General features: G+C 52.3%; 8 protein-coding genes. All 8 read left to right on the forward strand.

Features of this window, described 5'->3' with window-relative positions:
- Positions 1-1,264: T9SS type A sorting domain-containing protein (locus AC2YIT_RS31565; protein ID WP_487281845.1), on the forward strand; the 1,264-nt coding region annotated here is incomplete at its 5' end.
- Positions 1,265-1,359: 95 nt separating this feature from the next.
- Complete coding sequence (locus AC2YIT_RS31570) at positions 1,360-2,463, forward strand: cytochrome c peroxidase (protein WP_487281846.1); 1,104 nt, start codon at positions 1,360-1,362, stop codon at positions 2,461-2,463.
- Positions 2,464-2,530: 67 nt separating this feature from the next.
- Complete coding sequence (locus AC2YIT_RS31575) at positions 2,531-4,222, forward strand: hypothetical protein (protein ID WP_487281847.1); 1,692 nt, start codon at positions 2,531-2,533, stop codon at positions 4,220-4,222.
- Between the two features lie 13 nt (positions 4,223-4,235).
- Positions 4,236-5,180 carry a hypothetical protein gene (locus tag AC2YIT_RS31580; protein ID WP_487281848.1) on the forward strand — a complete coding sequence of 315 codons (945 nt, stop codon included), beginning with the start codon at positions 4,236-4,238 and terminating at the stop codon, positions 5,178-5,180.
- Positions 5,181-5,204: 24 nt separating this feature from the next.
- The gene (locus tag AC2YIT_RS31585; protein WP_487281849.1) at positions 5,205-5,876 is read left to right on the forward strand and encodes a 4'-phosphopantetheinyl transferase family protein; all 672 of its coding nucleotides are present in this window, start codon (positions 5,205-5,207) and stop codon (positions 5,874-5,876) included.
- A 736-nt stretch (positions 5,877-6,612) separates the two neighbouring features.
- Positions 6,613-17,034, forward strand: coding sequence for an SDR family NAD(P)-dependent oxidoreductase (locus tag AC2YIT_RS31590; protein ID WP_487281850.1), 10,422 nt, complete (start codon positions 6,613-6,615; stop codon positions 17,032-17,034).
- A 24-nt stretch (positions 17,035-17,058) separates the two neighbouring features.
- Positions 17,059-17,655 (forward strand): hypothetical protein, encoded by a 597-nt coding sequence (locus tag AC2YIT_RS31595; protein ID WP_487281851.1) that lies wholly within the window; start codon positions 17,059-17,061, stop codon positions 17,653-17,655.
- Positions 17,652-19,916 carry an ACP S-malonyltransferase gene (gene fabD, locus AC2YIT_RS31600; protein WP_487281852.1) on the forward strand — a complete coding sequence of 755 codons (2,265 nt, stop codon included), beginning with the start codon at positions 17,652-17,654 and terminating at the stop codon, positions 19,914-19,916. The genes AC2YIT_RS31595 and fabD overlap by 4 nt, the downstream gene beginning before the upstream one ends.
- Positions 19,917-19,928: the final 12 nt, after the last annotated feature.

Genomic DNA, 19,928 nt, shown 5'->3' on the forward strand with positions numbered 1-19,928 from the left:
ATCGCCGTCCGGAACGCCGCTACATGCAAACCTGTTCACTCAGTCAGGCGTGTTCGTGGCTACCACGCCGATCGACGCGTCGGGTAATTACATTTTCAACAACGTAACGCCTTCGACAACCTATATGGTGACGATCAGCACCACACCAGCAGCTAGCGGATCGGCACCTGCCACATCGGTGAGCCTGCCAACAGGATGGGTTAACACCGGGGAAAATGTCGGGCTTACTGCCGGAAGCGACGGAACCGTCGACGGTATTTTACAGGCTGTCGTAACGACCATAGATCGCCCGAATGTCAATTTTGGAATCCAGCAAGTGCCTGAATCAGATAACAAGTCCGCCCAGCTGGCTAGCCAGCCGGCGGTGAACGCGCTCATTCCATTGGATGGCATTCTTGCGCCTGCGCTTACGGGAAGCGATCCGGAGGACAATTCATCGGGTGGCCCGCTTCAAACCCGAACCATTCTGGTTACCTCTCTGCCAACAAATGGGGAGCTCTGGTATGGGGGCACGCAAGTTACAGTAGGCAATGACGGTGTGAACCCGGTATCGCCATCGAATCCGTTCACGATCACGAACCTGGTATTGGAAAATCTTGAAATCAAACTAACAGGCGGTGGTTATACGAGCACGTCGTTCACATATGCATATGTCGACAATGCGGGCTTCCCCGACCCGACCCCGGCGACTTACACCCTTACCTGGGAAAGCCCCTTACCGGTCAAACTGGTCTCATTCTCAGCAGTTGCAGAGGGCGATATTGCATTGCTCAACTGGACTACCTCTGAGGAAACCAACAGTGATTATTTCGAAGTACAACGCAGCTCGGACGGTAAAGCGTGGATTTCGCTGGCACGTGTAAATAGTGCCGGTGAGAGCGCTCAGGTTCGCCACTATACTTACACAGACGCTCAGCCGCAAGCCGGCCAGAACCTGTACCGGTTGAAGATGGTAGACCGCGCCGCGGGCGGCAATGACGGCAGTTTTACGTTCAGTGCAATCCGGTCCGTCAACTTCGAAGGTGCATTCAACGCCACCCTGTCGCCGAACCCGGTATCAGATTTGTTGAAAATAACCTCCGTAAACTGGCCATTGGTCAAAAAGGTGAGTATTTTCGACGCAGCGGGCAGGCTCGTATACGACTCGGGAAGCAAGCCGCAACAAACGATCAGCACTCGCGGATTCGTGAGCGGCACGCATATAGTAGTGATTGAGCAAACCGGCGGGAAACTACACTCGCAACGCATCATTGTGGTAAGGTAAGAGGAAAGATGTCCCGGAGAATTGCTCCGGGACATGCAGTAGAAACTATACACACACTATTTTATTACCCGAATCATTCAGAAGATTTGTTTAATATGGCCCGCAGTTTAAGGAAGAGCTGGTATTTGCTGATACTCCTCTCAGGATCGGTAATAATTCTACACGGATGGCCTTCCGACCATACACACACAAAAAAAAGTGAATCCGACAGCCTGCGCTATCTGGTAGGCGAAGCCCTTTTCTTTGACAAGAGACTTTCTGTCACGGGCACCAAAAGCTGCGCCAGTTGTCACAATCCGGCACTGGCCTTTACCGATGGTTACCGCAAGTCTCCGGGCGTGTTCGCTGATTTGCATTTCCGAAACACACCAACATTGCTCAACATTTCCCGCCAGAATTATTTGAATTGGGCCAATCCCGATATTACTTCTCTGACCGTTCAGATGGATGGGCCGCTTTTTGGCACCAATCCCATAGAAATGGGCCTGTCCCCAAACGACACTGCTTTTCTGGCAAAACTTTCGAGGGATCCCCTGTATGCCAGGTATTGCGCATCGCTTTCCGGCTCTTGCGGAAAGCGTCTTACGTGGGATGAGGTAAAATCCCTGCTAGCTTCCTTTCTGCTCACATTGAACAGTTTCTCGTCTCCGTACGATCGCTACAAGGCCGGGCATTCAGATGCGATTTCCGTTTCCGCCCGGCGGGGTGAGCAGCTGTTTTTTTCGAATGCCTACGGCTGTGCCCGTTGCCACAGGCCACCTACTTTCGGCGCGGACTCCACCATGCCTGTCCAAGAGCAGTTTGCTAATATCGGCCTGTATAATCATCAAAATGGCAATTATCCCGGTAATGATCAGGGCCTGTATCATGTGACCGGAAAAGACTCCGACAAAGGCCGGTTCAAGATACCTACTCTGAGAAATCTGCGGTTTACAGCGCCGTATTTCCACGACGGCAGCGCGGCAGATCTCAATGAAGCATTAGCTGTTTTTGAAAACGGGGGAAGGAACCTCACCTACGGAAACTGGCCAGGCGATGGTCGGAAAAATCCGTTCAAAAGTCCATGGATTAAACCTATCTCGATGAAAACCGAAGATAAACAGGCGCTGATTGACTTTTTGCAGAGCCTTAATGATACAATTACCTATTCTCCCAAACACTTAGCATTACCTCATGAGGAAATTCCAGATGTGTTTTAATGCCCTATTCATAGGCTTGTTTACCCTGACTATATTACTCTTTTCCTGCTCAGAGACAAAAAAAAGAGTGGCCTCTACCCCTGTGGACGCATACGGACAGACGGCGCAACTGATCGAAGACAGTGATTCGGCCGATGCGGTGATTCCTGAGCTAACCGAATACCAGAACCTGATCCGGAAAGCCCTGAAAGACCCAGTTCCGATTCTGCCTTTGCAGCGGGAGCTCAGTGAGCAGGAAAAACAAGCACAATCAATCTGCATGCAGGACGGGACTTTTCTTCAATTTGTAAGGGACAGCACAGGGAAGGCCTATCGCAACGAAATATTTGGCATTTACCCGGCGCGGGAAAGCGACCTGACCACCGCGCACAAATCCATTCTGGCACAGGGCCCGTGCTACCGGGTGGAGATGTATAATTTTGCCAAAAACATTACAACAATCGCGCTGGTTTCCATCCGGCAGGCGCGGGTGTTTCAGGCAGCGCACTATGTGGCCATGCAACCCGAGTTACCTGCACATTTGAAACAGCTGGCCATTAAACTCGCCGTCGCCAACGCGCGCGTCCGCAATGCGCTGGGCGTAAGGCCTCAGGAAAAAGACGCCTTGATGGCCGACACCAAGACGGCCCTGAACCAGAGCCGGTGTGAACGCAGCAAGCACCTCTGTGTTGCCCCGACGTTCGTGAGGGAGCAGAAGGCATTATGGACGATCGTCGATCTGACCGACCTGCGGATTGCCGGTCTTCGATGGACGAACCTGGGTGACACCCCCACCGTCACCACCACATTCGCTTCGGAACGCAGGGTACAGAACGAGGCCATTACCAATTGTTTTTGTAAAACAGAAACCAACCTCAAACGCAACGATTGGGCTTTAAGTTACATGATCACCAGCAACGACGGCCTTCGCATTTCGGATGTCGCATTCAAAGGCAGAAAGGTGCTTGATAATGCCAAGCTGGTCGATTGGCACGTAAGTTATAGTAATACTGACGGATTCGGGTACAGCGACGCAGTGGGTTGTCCTTATTTCAGCTCGGCGACCGTGGTAGCGGTAGAAGCGCCGAAGGTGGTTGAACTATTGGAGCAAGGCAAGCGCACGGGATTTGCCATCGAACAATATTACCGAAGCGAGGGCTGGCCCTCTCCCTGCAATTATGAATACTTCCAGCGGTATGAGTTCTACAACGACGGGCGCTTCCGGATTGCTGCGGCGAACATCGGTCGTGGTTGCGGGAACGATGGTACATACCGGCCGGTATTCCGGATCGCGCTGGCGGGTAAAAGTAATGCCATCTCGGAGTGGAACGGCAATGGCTTTCAGCCCATTTCCAGGGAAGGCTGGCGGTTACAGGGACCAGAGACCCGCTACACCGATGGCGCCATGCTCCGGATCGCGAGCGACAATGCTTCGATGCGCCTCGTACCGGGTAACGGACAGTTTGGCGATGGCGGGCGCGGTGACCATGCCTATATTTATTTCACAGTGAACAAACCACAAGCCGACGAAGGAACGAGCGATTTACCGACGATTGGCCCATGCTGCAATGTCGATTACCGCCAGGGGCCCGAGAAGTTCATCGAACCCCAACCCGAAGCTCTCACCAACCAACGCGTGGTGGTGTGGTATGTTCCGCAAATGAAGAACGACGACACGAAAGGAAACGAGTATTGCTGGGCCAAAGCCCGGCTCGTCGACGGTGTCTATCAAACCGAAGCGTACCCTTGCATCGCCGGCCCGATGTTTATCCCCGAATGATCCTATGTATAAAATGAGACGATTTCTACATGTGGTAGCAGCCGCGACGCTAATAGGGAATGCAGGATGCAAAAAAAACAAAACGGCAATCAGCGAAACCGGCATTACCGTCATCGCCGAATGCAAAGGGGCGCCGAAATACCTTGCGCACGCCGGATTCCTGCCCGGTAAGCCATTCGGTTTCAGTGTTGCTGAAAAAGGGACCACTGGCCTCTCATTGGTACAATTCCCTTCCGCCGGAGTGCCCTACAAATTATTCAGGATGCCAGGATGGGATATGGCCGGGCACCTCGGAGCAGTTGTTACTGATCGTCAGGGCAACAGCTATGTCATCCCCAGACCTTTTATCAATACCTTGAAAAATGACCCCGGAAAGCAGAATACTATATATAAAGTGGATAGCCAGACGGGTGAGATGTCCCCTTATATTACGCTTCCTTCCGACAAACAAGCTCACACAGGCAATCCCTACGGCCTGATGGGTCTCGCCTACGATTGCGAAACCGACATCCTCTACGCAACCTCCGTCGCAGGCAGCGATGTAGGCGAGGAAGCGGGAAGCATTTATGCTATTTCAATCGGTGAAGATCCCGAAATCATCGCTACACTGGCAGGCATCGACGCGATGGGCATCGGGCTATGCTACCTGGATGGCCAGAAAGCACTATTCCTGGGGCGAGCCAGATCCAGCGAAATATATAGCCTCGCCCTGGCGCCCAATGGTGGATTCGAAGGCGAGCCGGTAAAGACCCTCACCCTCGAGACGCTGGGAGACCGCGGCGATGACAAACCCCGTAAGATCCGTTTCGATACGCGGGGGAATATGCTCGTTAGTGGCATCAGTTTCAACTTCAATCTGGCCAACTCAGCTGATAAGAAGGAGAATATTTACACGTTCGGATATGATCCTGCAACGCGGCAATGGAGGCTTTTAAATATCCGGAAGGGAATACTCTGAGAAATAAAAAACCAATGCCCGTCTTTGCAAACGATATTCTTAACGATCATGCTATTGATAAGCTATACTTTCTTCTCTCAGTGTTCCAATCAGGCCAACTTCGAACGACTCCTCGTTCAACTGCCGTCCAATATGCAGGGCTCTGTGACCAGGTATAAACGCCCTGAGACACGGTGGGCATCGCTACTAGGCAAGCTACTTGTCCAGCACGGGTTCTCTGAACTCGGCTGTTCCGATATCTGGTTGCCGGGTGATTTGCAATATTCCAAATACAACAGGCCTTTTATAGCCGGTTCCTGCATTGATTTTAACATTGCACATTCTGCTGGCTGCGTCGTCTCTGCTATTACTACCCATGGCAGAGTAGGTGTGGATATCGAACAAATAAGGCCCATTGATATAGAATCATATTATCAAATAATGCTCGAGGACGAGCGGGTGCGAATACAGCAGTCGGGCGACAAACTTCTTAGCTTTTACAAATATTGGACAGAAAAAGAATGTGTAATAAAAGCCGATGGAAAAGGATTGAATATCCCTTTAAACAGCTTTCACGTTGAAAACAATAAGGCTTGCCTGAACCGGACCAACTGGTATATACGGGAAGTGCCAGTATCAGACAGATACGTTTGCCGGTTGGCTGTTGGTGAGCAGGCGAAAAAGCTGCCGACATGGGTAAAAGAATTGACATTTTAGCATGCGCTACTCAAGCGAATCGAATCCTTTCTGTACACGGAAACAGGGCAAAAATCAAATTACTGATGATCAACCACTTCCAGTAACACAATTTATTCACCCTACTTCAGTACAAAAAAGATATATAAAATTAATTCGTTGAATTTTGTAGACTAAATTATACATAATTAATAAAATTAGTTTTATATTGCTTTATCAAAGAAGCTTCGTCATTTGTGGTCCCCCTAACTCTTAAAATACTTATTCATTCCTTTAAAAGACCAAATTTCATGAACGATCCGAAAGACCCAGATTGCCCTTCTTACAGGGGCAATTTCTAAAGCGGGAAAATCAACCGGACTGATGTGTGCCCCCAGTGAATCAAAACTGGCCGCATCCGGAAGAAATGTCTCGGCTCGCCGGCAGCAGGCCAGATCGAAAGTGAGCAGCCGGCAGGCCGTTGTTCAAGGCAGAGCCGGAAGGATCTGTCGGCCAAGAACTATTGCTGTCTTCCGATAGCGCACCGGTTGTGACCGAATTGCACTGTTTAGTGGCTGGCGGCTGATTGGGCCCGATAACGTGTTCGGATACAAACTCCGGCTATCATAAATCGCAAAACAAAGCATCGTATACTAACAAGCGTTAGGGCCGTTGATTGCGATTGGAATCCTATGTCCTGTAATGCCGGTCAGTCAGTCGCAACTCATATCCTATGCCGCAAGGCCATTATAATGACACTTACCTCAAACAGAAAACAATGGACAAGCTCAGAAACCATTCTGCCCAACAACCTGTTGCAATTATTGGAATGGCCTGCCGTTTTCCCGGGGCGGACAACTATAATGCGTTCTGGCAGAATCTGCTCAGAGGCGCGTCCGGCGTTTCAGAGATCCCAATTGAAAGATGGAACTGGAAGGAATACAAGGACAAATTGCCCGGTGACGGACAGTCGGGAAAATGGGGTGGGTTTATCCGAGACGCCGGTCGTTTCGATGCCGCATTCTTCCAGCTTTCAGGCAAAGAGGCCGAGTTGATGGACCCGCAGCAGCGCATCATGCTTGAACTGACCTGGAGCTGCCTCGAAGATGCGGGCATACCACCTTCCAGGGTGTCGGGAAGCGATACGGGCATTTTCCTGGGTGTTTTCAACCATGATTATAAAGAGCTCGCCGAGCGCGCGGACAACCTGGAAGCTCACTATGGGACAGGCACTTCCGCCGCGATTGTCGCTAACCGGCTCTCTTACTTTTTCAATTTCAAAGGCCCCAGCGTGCCGGTCGACACGGCCTGTTCAAGCTCATTGCAGGCCATTCACATGGCAGCCCAATCGATACAGGTCGGCGAGTGCGGACTGGCATTAGCCGGGGGAATCAGCATGATGTTTACTCCGGCCAAACACATCGCCTTCGCTAAGGCGGGCATGCTCTCGCCGACGGGAAGCTGCAAAAGCTTCGATCAAAGCGCTGATGGCTATGTGCGTAGCGAAGGTGCCGGCGTTCTGCTGTTAAAATCGCTGCAAGCAGCGCTGGAAGACGGAGACACGATTCATGGCATCCTGCGCGGCAGCGCGGTGAACCATTGCGGGAAGACCTATACGCTCACCTACCCGAGCACTAACGCACAAGCGGAGGTCATAGCACGTGCTGTAAAACGTTCCGGACTGGCTCCCGAAACGATCAGCTACGTGGAGGCGCACGGCACAGGCACGCCCAAGGGGGATCCCATCGAGTTAGAGGGGCTGATTAATGCATTCACCAGGCACTTCCAGACGGATACAAAAAAATCAGGGTATTGCGGTCTGGGCTCAGTCAAAGCCAGTATCGGGCATCTGGAATCGGCGGCCGGTGTCGCGGGCGTCATCAAGGTCTTGCTGGCAATGAAACACCGGCAATTGCCTGGCCTTGCCAATTTTCGACAACTCAACAGCCGGATTTCTCTTTCCGGCACTCCGTTTTATATCGTAGATAAGACAAGGGAATGGGCAATAGCTCCAAACGAAAGCGGAGAAACTTATACGAGAAGAGCAGGCGTAAGTTCTTTTGGTTTCGGTGGTACCAATGCGCATGTGGTCCTGGAAGAAACCACAGCGCCGAACCGCGACGCGCTCCGGCAGATGCCCGGATACCTCATCTGCTTATCAGCCAAAAACGCTGATGCGCTTAATCAAAAGATTGCATCTTTACGCAACTGGGTCAGTAGAGAAGGAAGCCATACTACCCTGGCTGACATCAGTTTCACGCTGCTAACCGGAAGAGAGCATTTCCAAGTGCGCTGGGCATTCATTGCCACAGATTTGCAGAGCCTGTCTGTCTCATTGCAAAATGCCCCGCAATTGGACCAAGAAGCGAAAGCGCCATTGTCTCTCACGCAACAGCAGCAGGCAGATCAGCTTCTCGCCGCATGCGGCACGCATGACAAACCGATTGAAAGCATTTATCTGGAACGCCTGCACCAGCTGGCGGCACTGTACACCTGCGGCTATAATGGCGACTGGACCCCGCTATTTCAAGATAGCGGGGCACGTCGGATAGCCATGCCTACCTATCCCTTTCAGGGAAACGTGCACTGGCTTCCACCAGGTCGGCCGGCGACTTATTTGGGCTCGCCAGATTACCACACCCGTCTTAACGGTACACAAATGTCATCGTCAATAACACTTTCAGGCAATGAATTTTTTTTAAAAGACCATATTTTCTCAGGTCAAAAGATATTGCCGGCAGTCGTTTACATGGAGCTTGCCTGCCGGGCGGTTCATCGGCATATTGAAAAAGAAATTACCGAAAATGAAATTATTAATTTAAAAAATATGGTATGGACTTCTCCATTGATTATTCATACCGATCCGGCAACGCTGCACGTTGAAATCAAAAAAAAGCAGGATGGAGAATGGGATTTTGAGGCATTTTCCTTCGATAAACTGCATCTTAAAACAACACACAGCCGTGGGACTGCGCTTGTAGTCAAACCCACTCAGTCACCCTCGCGGGATTCATCCTACTTTCTCTCCCGGGAAGACCTGCATCCGATGGAATCGGAGTATTTTTACCAATTGCTGACCCAGGCCGGCTTTGACTACGGCCCCTCTCACCGGATGATCAGTCAACTAACGATCGGTGATCAGCGAATCGTAGCAAAATTAAAAACGGGCATTCCAGAGCCCGAAACAACCTCGTTTACCCTTCATCCCGGGTACATGGATGCCGCTTTGCAAGCGACCATGGGCTGGCTGGCCGTTGATATTGCCAACGGAATTCAGGTCAAAACACCGCTTCCTTTCACGACAAAACTGATCGAGGTATTCAGCCCATGTAACGATGCCCGGTGGGTTGTTGTGCATACTGGCAAGGCCGCTCAGGCCGTCGATGTCCCTTTGGATATCGACTTGTGCAATGCTTCGGGAAAGGTGTGCGTGAGAATAAGCGGTTATGTGGGAAGAAGCGCCAGGAGGCGACCGGAAACAATCGCGATTGAACACGACGCGGATGTTCACAAACTCGAAAGCTTCTGGACGGATCAGCCAGGCCTGGCATCCGGTACATCCCATTTCGACAATCATATCGCCGTATTATGCCAGACAGGATATCCGCCCTCATGCGCCGAAGACCCGAAATGGCAAGGGATCGAGCATCACATACTCGAAAGTGACCAAGCCGGTACGGCGGCAGTTTTCTCATACCACGCCTGGAAGCTGCTGGAAATCGTACAAGACATGGCAGTGCAAGGCCGGGGAAAGATACTGCTGCAAGTGGTAGTAGGTGGCGGCGAGCCGGCAGGGCTCCTGTCCGGCCTGAGCGGGCTTTTGAAAACCACATCCGCCGAGTACGCGAAAGTCCATACCCAAATCATCGAATGGAAAAGCGATAGTGGCGATCTACCGGCAGTACTACTGGTCAATAAAGCGCTGGCTACCGACCACCAGGTGCGCTATCAGAACGGACAAAGATTAATCAAGAGCTGGCGGCCGATCCAGGAGCAATCAATAGCTACTAACCCCTGGAAAAATAACGGCATATACCTGATCACCGGAGGAATGGGCGGCCTCGGCCTTGTTTTCGCAGAGGAGATCATGCGTATGGCCTTACGGACGACCATCATTCTCACCGGCCGCAGCCCGTTGTCCGCCGAAAACGAAACCCGGTTAAGTACCTGGCAGAACAAAGGAGCTACCGTCATCTACCGGCAGCTGGACGTAGCCAACGCGGCGGATCTGCGGGGAACGATGGACTGGATCACGAACACTTTTGGCAGGTTGAATGCCATCCTGCACGCTGCGGGCGTGATCAACGACAACTATATCATCCGAAAAACCAGGGACGAGTTCGAAAAGGTGCTGGCCCCAAAGGTACCTGGCCTGATCCATCTGGACGAAACCAGCGCAGACATGCAGCTGGATTTCTTTGCTCTTTTCTCATCAACCAGCGGCGTGCTGGGGAACATCGGTCAGTCGGATTATGGAGCGGCGAACACTTTCATGGATGAGTATGCACGCTACCGGAACGATCTGGTTATTCAAGGTAAACGCAGCGGCAAAACAATATCGATCAGCTGGCCTTTCTGGAAAGAGGGCGGGATGCGGATCACCGACTCTGGCATTGCAGCTTTATACAGGTATGCGGGCATGGTGCCTCTGGAAACCCGCAAAGGCCTCCACGCATTTTACAGCATTCTCTGCTCGCCACAGGACCATGTACTGGTGATGCAGGGAGACATAGAGCCACTTTCCAGCAAGCTCCAAATTGACCTGACAAAGAATCCCTCTACTATTCAACAAGAACCTTTAAATGAACCTACAGTGGCAAATCAAGAAAGTAACCTCAACGACGACCTGGTCCGGAAGCTGGTGCAAATCGCGGCCGACATCCTGAAATCTTCCCCCGCCGCCCTGGATCCGAAAGCACCTTTGGAAGAGTACGGTTTCGATTCGATCCTGTATACCGACTTTGCGCTCAGACTGAATGAAACTTTTCAATCAGATATTACCCCCGTACTTTTTTTCCAGCATAGTACAATAGCCTCGCTGGCCGCGTACCTGGGTAATGCATATAAGGAGGATACACAGACGCAGTCATTGGCTGCGGACGCCGCACCACGGGCAATCCCCGAACCTTCCCTTCCAAATCAGCAGGCCAGTATACCCGCCGGGCCAGACCGTCTCGAATGGGTAACCCATGCTTTGTGCGGCTATGCTGCCCAGGTTTTGAAGGTGCCGACAGCCGAGATCGATCCCGCCATTGGCATGGATGAATATGGTTATGACTCGATTCGCTATACCGAGTTTACAATTAAAATCAACGAAGGGCTGGGCCTCCACATCGCACCGACCATCTTTTTCGAATATGGTACTTTGAATGCCCTGGCCGGGCATTTACAGAACCAACTGCCGGCTTCATTCGATATACCGCTTTCATCCAATGGCATATACAAGCAGCCCGGGCAATCGCAAGCATCGCAGCCGGACAAGCCGCAAACTGCTGAAACGACCGACAACAAGCATACCGATCCGGCCTCGGCACCGATCGCCATTATTGGCATCAGTGGTAGTTTCGCCATGTCCGAAAATGTGGAAGAGCTCTGGAAAAACCTGGTCGAAGAGAGGGATTGCATCACCGAAATTCCGGCTGATCGCTGGGACTGGCGCAGCCATTTTGGAAATGCGGCCAGTGAGCCGGACAAAACCGATGTCAAATGGGGCGGATTTGTCACAGACCTGAATGCATTCGACGCGTCCTTTTTCAACATTTCGCCAGGTGAGGCCGCGTATATCGATCCCCAGCAACGCCTGTTGTTAATGCACACCTGGAAGGCCCTGGAAGATGCAGGTTATGCGCCGGAACAATTTTATGGCAGCAACACGCCCCTGTTCACCGGGATCACCAGCCACGAGTACAGTGCCCGCGTCTCAAAAATGAATGTCAAAACAGAAGGGTATCACCAATCAAGCATTATTTCGTGCATTGGTCCCAACCGGGTCAGCTATTATCTGAACCTGCACGGGACGAGCGAGCCGGTCGATACGGCCTGTTCGAGTTCGCTGGTGGCGATTCACCGCGCGGTGCGAGAAATAAGGTCGGGCGAATGTGATGTGGCCATTGCCGGAGGTGTCACCGTACTTTCGTCACTACCGTCGTATATCAGTTTCGACAAGGCAGGCATGCTTTCCAAGGACGGTCGTTCCAAAACGTTTTCGGATCAGGCCAATGGCTACGTCCGTGCAGAGGGGGCCGGAATCATGCTTCTGAAAAGGCTGGATCTGGCCGAAAGGGACGGTGACCATATTTACGGAGTGATCAGAAGTACCGCCGTCAATCACGGGGGCAGAGCCAATTCCCTTTCTGCGCCAAACATGCGCGCCCAGGCGGCTTTACTACATGCCGCCTATTCCAAAGCAGGTATTGATCCACGGACAGTCGGCTATATCGAGGCACATGGCACAGGCACCAAAATTGGTGATCCGATCGAAATAGACGCCCTGAAAGCCGCATTCGGGCAGCTTTATAAAGAAACCGGCAGTGAGCAGGTCCAAGACGTGCACTGCGGGATCGGTTCGATCAAGACAAACATCGGGCATTCGGAATATGCAGCAGGCATGGCCGGCCTGATGAAGGTGCTTTTACAAATGAAGCATCAGACGCTCACCCGTACCCTGCATTGCCAGACTATTAACCCCTACATTGACCTGAAAGGCAGCCCGTTCTTTATTGTTCAAAAAACACAGCCATGGAAAGCGCTGGTCGACGCAAGCGGAAAGGAACTTCCACGCCGGGCCGGGGTGAGCTCTTTCGGCTTTGGCGGTGTCAATGCGCACGTGGTCATCGAAGAGTACGTTGATAAAAGGCCCGCCGCCACTCCATACAACCAGCCAGGTATTTTTGTGCTATCTGCCAAAAAACAGGCGCAGCTTCACGCGCAAGCACAGCAGCTGATCAGCCTGATAAATTCCGGGAAACTGACCGATAACACACTGGCCGAAGTAGCCTACACATTGCAGGTAGGCCGCAATGCCATGAAAGAGCGGTTGTGCGTCATAGCCGGCTCGTGGGACGAGCTCCGGATGAAGCTCGAGGCGTTTCTGCGTACCGGCACGCAGGCGCATGGCATTTATGCAGGAAGCTTAAAGAAAACAAAGAGCACCGAAGGTCAGCCGGATAAATCAATGTTTGATCAACAAATAATTGGTCTTGCACGATCAGGGGATCATCAACGCATCGCCCAGCTATGGGTCGAGGGAAACAGTATTCCCTGGGCGGAATTATACGGACCGTATAAACCACGCCGGATCAGCCTGCCTACCTACCCTTTTGCACGGGATGTTTTCAAACTCGATGCCGAATATCGGCTGTCAGCTGCGGCGCAGAACGAAATCAGCCATAGCCAGGTCGATCTCATGCAGGCTTACCCTACCCCGGCAAGCCCGCCATCACCGAACCAAGCGCCGGTTGAGATCAGACAACCCGCTACTCCCGGCCATAAGAGCCATATTCAACAAATCCTGATAGAGAGCATTGCCCGGCTGCTGAATATGGACCCGGCAAACCTGGCCACTGACGAGAATCTGGACGAATACGGCTTTGACTCTGTGCTGTACACCCAGTTCGCGATTGAGCTTAACGACCAGTTCGGACTGGACCTGACCCCGGCGGTATTCTTCCGGTATCCTGATGTGCAGCAGCTTTCCGCATTCCTGTCGGAGGAATACCCGGTTGTATTTGCGCAATCTGCCGGCCAGCCAACTCAGCAGCCCGCCGAGGCGCAAAAAACGCATCTGGAAGAGCTCAGCGCGCTAAGGACCGGATCGGTTACCAGCATTCTGACCCAAAAGGTTGCGACAATATTAAAATTCGACCAGGAGCTGATCGAGCCTGACGTGGATTTAAATGAATACGGACTGGACTCGATCATCATCACACAGCTCACCAACGAACTGAACGCAGAGTTTGGCATGGACCTTACGCCCAACATCATTTTTGGTTGTCATAACCTGAACGCGCTCAGCAGCTATTTGCTCGAAAATTATCCCAACGCGTTTCCCGCGGTAAAATCAGACCAGCAGGTTCCATCAGCCGGACAAAAGGTTTCCAATGGTCAGCTGGGCGCAGAGCTGTCTCTTAAAATGGCCAACAGCGACCGGGATGACAAGACAGCCGTCGCAATCGTGGGCCTTAGCCTTCAATTTCCGATGGCGAAGGACGCTAACCAATTCTGGGATAACCTGATGCAGGAAAAACACTGCATTTCCGAGATTCCTGCCGACCGGTGGGATTGGCGTGATTATCCTGAGCTGAAAATCAAATGGGGTGGCTTTATGGATGATATGGCCACATTCGACCCGCTTTTCTTCAAAATATCACCTGCCGAGGCGCTGCAAATGGATCCCCAACAGCGACTGATGATGCAGCACACCTGGAAAGCCATCGAAGATGCAGGCTACAACCCGGAAAGCCTGGCGGGCTCGGACACGGGCATTTTTATGGGGATACTCTGTTACGAGTACAGCAAGCTACTGGCAAAGGCAGGCGTGCCGATCGCAAGCCACTCGCTGATGGGCATGGTAGGCTCGATGGGACCTAACCGGATGAGCTACTTTCTTGATATCCACGGACCCAGCGAAGCCATTGAAACCGCTTGTTCCAGCTCGCTGGTAGCCATTCACCGGGCTGTGGAAGCGATCCGGTCGGGCAGTTGCCGGATGGCGCTGGCCGGTGGGGTCAACACGCTGCTTTCCCCCGATGTTTTTGCCAGCCTAAACGAGGCGGGCACACTGAGTCCCGATGGCTGCTGTCGGCCCTTTTCGGACAATGCAAAAGGATACGTCCGGGGCGAGGGGGTTGGGGTCCTATTCCTCAAAAAGCTCGAAGATGCCGAACGCGACGGCGATCATATTTACGGCCTGATCCGCGGCACTTCCGAGAACCATGGCGGGCGGGCCAACACGCTTACCTCACCCAATCCGAAAGCACAGGCCTCTTTGCTGGAACATGTTTACAGTAAAGCGGGCGTCGATCCGCGCACGGTAGGCTACATCGAAACCCATGGTACGGGCACAGAGTTGGGTGACCCGATCGAAGTAGGGGCTTTGAAAAAAGCATTTGGCAGCCTCTACGAGCAGCGCGGCGCGGTTTTCAACGGAGATCAACATTGTGGCATCGGATCGGTGAAATCCAATATCGGGCATCTGGAAGTGGCGGCCGGCGTGGCCGGGGTAGCCAAAGCGCTCTTGCAGATGAAGCACAAACGAAAGGTCAAAAGTCTTCATACGGATCGGTTAAACCCATATATAGATTTCAGTAACAGCCCGTTCTATGTCGTGCGCCAGACCGAAGAATGGCGCCCGATATGCAATGAAACCGGCGAAGAACTACCGCGGCGCGCAGGCGTAAGCTCTTTTGGCTTCGGCGGAGTGAGCGCACACTTGGTATTGGAAGAGTATGTCCCATCTCAGCGGGTGAAAACGTACCTTGAACCGGCCGAACACCTGATAGTGCTGTCAGCTAAAAACAATGAGCGGCTGCGTGAACAGGCAAAAAATCTGCTCGATGCGATTGAAAACAACCAAATCAATAACCAACCACTTCGCAGTATTGCCTACACGCTCCAAGTAGGTCGTCAGCATATGGAAGAGCGTTTTGCCGTAGTAGTAAGCTCGCTAACCGGGCTCTGTGCTGCATTATCGGCCTTTCTGACAGGCATGCCTTTCGAAGGCGTCTGGTATCAGGGAAATATCAAAAACCTGAACAGGTCCCCCCAGCCGCGCGTTACAGCGAACGGTTCACTGGCCTGGTTTGCCGAAAGCTGGGTCGGCGGCGGTGCGGTGGACTGGAACAGCCTGCACAAGGAAAGCAGGCCCGTACGGATAAGCCTGCCTACTTATCCATTCGAACGCAAGCGCTTCTGGCCTTTCGATAACGAGCATCAGACCGCAACCAATCAGCCATCAATAGATACCTCCGCTCATGCCGGCAGCGGCAGTCTGCAAATGCGCGCGATCGTTTACTTCAAGAACACGATTTCGCAGCTGGTCAAAATCCCGGTGCAGGAAATTCAGGAGACAGAAATGCTGATCCACTACGGCGTAGATTCGATCGCGATCAGCAGGTTGCTGGTGAAAATGCGCAATGCAATGCCTAAACTCACCAACAGCATCATTTTCGAGCATCCTACCATTGCCGAATTGGTAGGTTACCTTTTGCAACACGAGCCCGAGGGTCTACAGCAACTGCTTGGTGAGCATCCGGTGAAGAACCAAGACACCTTTTTCTCAGGGAACAGTATGATTTTGCTCAATGAAGGTTCGAAGGGCAGGCCCGTTTTCTGGTTTCATCCGGGCGGCGGGGGCATTGACGGCTATCAGCACATGGCCCAGGTGAGCGACCGGCCGTTTTATGGGGTCGTAGCCGACCAATGGATCAGGGAAGGGAGAGCTATTCAGGGTATTCCTCAGATGGCGGCCACCTACCTGAATATGATCAGGACCATACAGCCGCAGAGTCCTTATGATCTGGGGGGATTCTCGCTTGGAGGCGCATTGGCTTATGAAATAACGCGTCAGCTGCAAATACAGGGACAAAGCGTCGCAACGATTACGATGATCGATTCAATCTTTATTCCCAACAGGATGGACAACTTCTTGCTTGATTACAAAACGATGCTGCTGCAAACGGTTAACCTGCTGCTGCTCTCACAGGTGCCGCGCAACGGACAAACTTCACATTTGATTCATCGCAACGAGCTCGATCACCAGGCCACTGATAAGGCCTTTCTCGACCGGATTCTGATCCTGGCCCGCTCACGTGGCCTCACCTATCCGGCCGGATACCTGGAAGCGATTGTTACCAAAGCGTTGAAAGTCAGGGATGCTTCCCGGTTTACCGACTACCTTGTGCAGCCGCTGGTTGATCCTGCGAGCGTACGCTGCCATTACTTTGCCAACCAATCCAGATCGTTCTATGGCGCGTTGAGGCCCTATTTCATCCTCGACGACCGGAATAATGTCCCCCTGGAAGATAAGCAGTACTGGTCGGCCTGGCAGCAGAACTTGACATATTTCGAGAAGACCGAGCTGAATGCGACCGACCATGTCACGCTGATGAACGATCGCGCCACGATCCAGCCCGTCATTGACCTGTGCAGGAAGTTGTATTCGACTGCGCACAGCAGCCAGGGAATAGCCTACTCATTTTAATACAAAAAGATCAATCCGCCTTTCATGAAAACTCCCATAACAACATTACCAGCCACCTACACCGAACTGCAACATTTCAGGGGCAACGATATTTACCTGCCTGAAATGCATTGGGAAGAACTTGTCGCAGACTTCTTCCCACCCACAGTCGCCCAACTGGCACAGGGACTTTCCAACACTACCTCCGCGTTCTACGGTCTGATGCTGCAAGAAATCGGCAAACGTTACGGTTTGGAGATCATCGAAAGCATTTCCAAATCTACCGTTTACGCCCTGGGACGCCGAACAACCCGCCGGATGCTTTTACAACATCCCGATCTTGAACGCGACGCCCGCGGGATAGCCAAAATAGCCATGTCCGCCATTTTCAACGCCAGTCCCGAATACAGCTTCGAAGTGGTCCGTTTTGAAAAGGATCATGCTGCAATGCACATGCGAGGGGTAGACCGGTACGATAAAATCGCGAGGGAACTCGGATTCAACCAATGGATGACCCCGCCAATCGACGCTTTCGCGCAGGCGATCAACGACGAGCTTGGGCTGCCCTACAGAGCCACCTTGCTGATACACAGCCTGAATGAGGCAAGTGAATGTTCCTATAACCTGAGCTTTACGTTATGAAAGTGTTCTTATTTCCCGGACAAGGCTCCCAGATACGGGGTATGGGCGAAACGATCTTCCCGAAATTTCCCGAGCTTGTAGCTGCTGCCAACGATATATTGGGCTACGATGTGGTAAACCTCTGCCTTCGCGACCCAGACCGCCGCTTGAACAACACGAAGTTTACCCAACCCGCTCTATATGTGGTGAGCGCTCTCTCCTACCTGGACAGGATCAGCACTGAAAGCAAACCCGATTGCGCGCTCGGACATAGTTTCGGCGAATACGTCGCATTGTTTGCCGCCGGCGCATTTTCATTCGAAACCGGGCTAAGGCTGGTCGTAAAAAGGGCCGAACTAATGAGCAACACTTCCGGAGGCAGCATGGCCGCATTGCTGGGCATGAACATCGACCAGGTGAAAGAGGTACTTGACAAGTACCGCTATGGCGGCATCGACATCGCCAATCACAACTCTTACGAACAGATCGTCATCACAGGCCCAACCGAAGACATTATTTCTGCGCAGCAGGCTTTCGAGGAAAGCGGAGTTAAGCTGTATTTCCCCCTGAATGTCAGCGGTGCGTTCCATTCCCGGTACATGAAGGACGCCGCGGCCGAGTTTGGCAGGTTTGCCACCACCCACAGCTTTCAACCATTGCAAATACCGGTGATTGCCAACGTTACGGCCCGGCCTTATCGTGATGATCAAGTGGCGCTGCTCTTGCAGCAGCAGATCATGGGGCAAGTACGATGGTATGAAAGCATCAGTTACCTGCTCGCAAAAGGAGAAGGACAGTTTTTTGAAATCGGCCCGGGTGATGTTTTGAAAAAAATGCAGGCGCATATTGAAAAGAGGCCGATGCCTGTCACAGCGGGTCCTCCGCTCGAACAAATCACAGAAAGTCAGAAAACAGTTTCGGCTCCGGTGCCGACGAGCAATATTGTTATCACCCCGTCGTCGTTGGGTTCACAGGCTTTTAAGGAGGATTACAAGGTAAAGTACGCATACGTTACAGGCGCGATGGTGCATGGGATCGCGTCCCGTGAACTGGTCGTGAAGATGGGCAAAGCCGGGTTACTGGGTTATTTCGGTACCGGTGGATTGAAATCCCACGAAATCGAATCGGCAATCATCGACATTCAGGGTCAATTAGGACTGGACGCACCGTATGGAATGAACCTGCTGAATGGCTCGCGGGAGACGGAAGCTGTGGCATTGTTTATCAAACATGGCGTGCGCAACATAGAAGCCTCCGCTTATATGAACATCACCGCCGAACTGGTCCGTTTGCGCGCCAAGGGACTGAAACGTAAAGCTGACGGCTCGATCGATTTCCCGCGACGCATCATGGCCAAGCTCTCACGGCCGGAGATAGCCCTGGCATTCCTCAGCCCTGCACCTTCGACGATACTGGGTAAACTACTGGCTGCCGGAGCCCTGACGGAAGAAGAGGCCGCATTGGCCGGGCACATCCCCATGGCCGACGATATCTGCGTGGAAGCCGACTCGGGCGGACATACCGACCGCGGTGTCGCGTTCACGCTCCTGCCCAGCATCATGCGCTTGCGCGACGAGTTATGCGCACGCCATGGTTACACCAAAAAGGTACGTGTCGGAGCGGCCGGCGGTATAGGTACACCCGAGGCAGCCGCAGCGGCATTCGTGATGGGCGCCGATTTTATACTTACCGGCTCGATCAACCAATGCACCGTTGAATCAGGCATGAGCGCTACGGTGAAAGATATGCTGCAAGACATCGAAGTACAGGATACCCAGTATGCGCCCGCCGGCGATATGTTCGAAATTGGCGCTAGGGTACAGGTCGTGCGGAAAGGCACTTTTTTCCCCGGCAGGGCCAACAAGCTTTATGATCTTTACCGCGCACACAATTCTTTGGAAGAAATCGATGAAGAAACACGCTTGCAGATCCAGCAGCGCTATTTCAAACGCACGTTTGACGAGGTTTACCAGGATGTAAAGGCTTATTACTCGCCCGAAGAAATCGCAATTGCAGAGCGAAACCCGAAGCAAAAAATGGCTTACATATTCCGCTGGTATTTTGGTTATACCAATGCACTCGCATTAAAAGGTAACGAGGAAGGCAAGGCCGACTTCCAGGTGCATTGCGGTCCTGCATTGGGCGCATTTAACCGTTGGGTAAAAAATACCCCGCTTGCCAAATGGCAAAACAGGCACGTGGACGAAATCGCAGAAAAAATCATGGTCGGGACGGCAGACATTTTGACCGACAGGTTCCGGTATTGGCAAACCAGCAATTAGGAAAGTAATCTT

Source organism: Dyadobacter sp. SRI_021, from assembly GCF_057586235.1.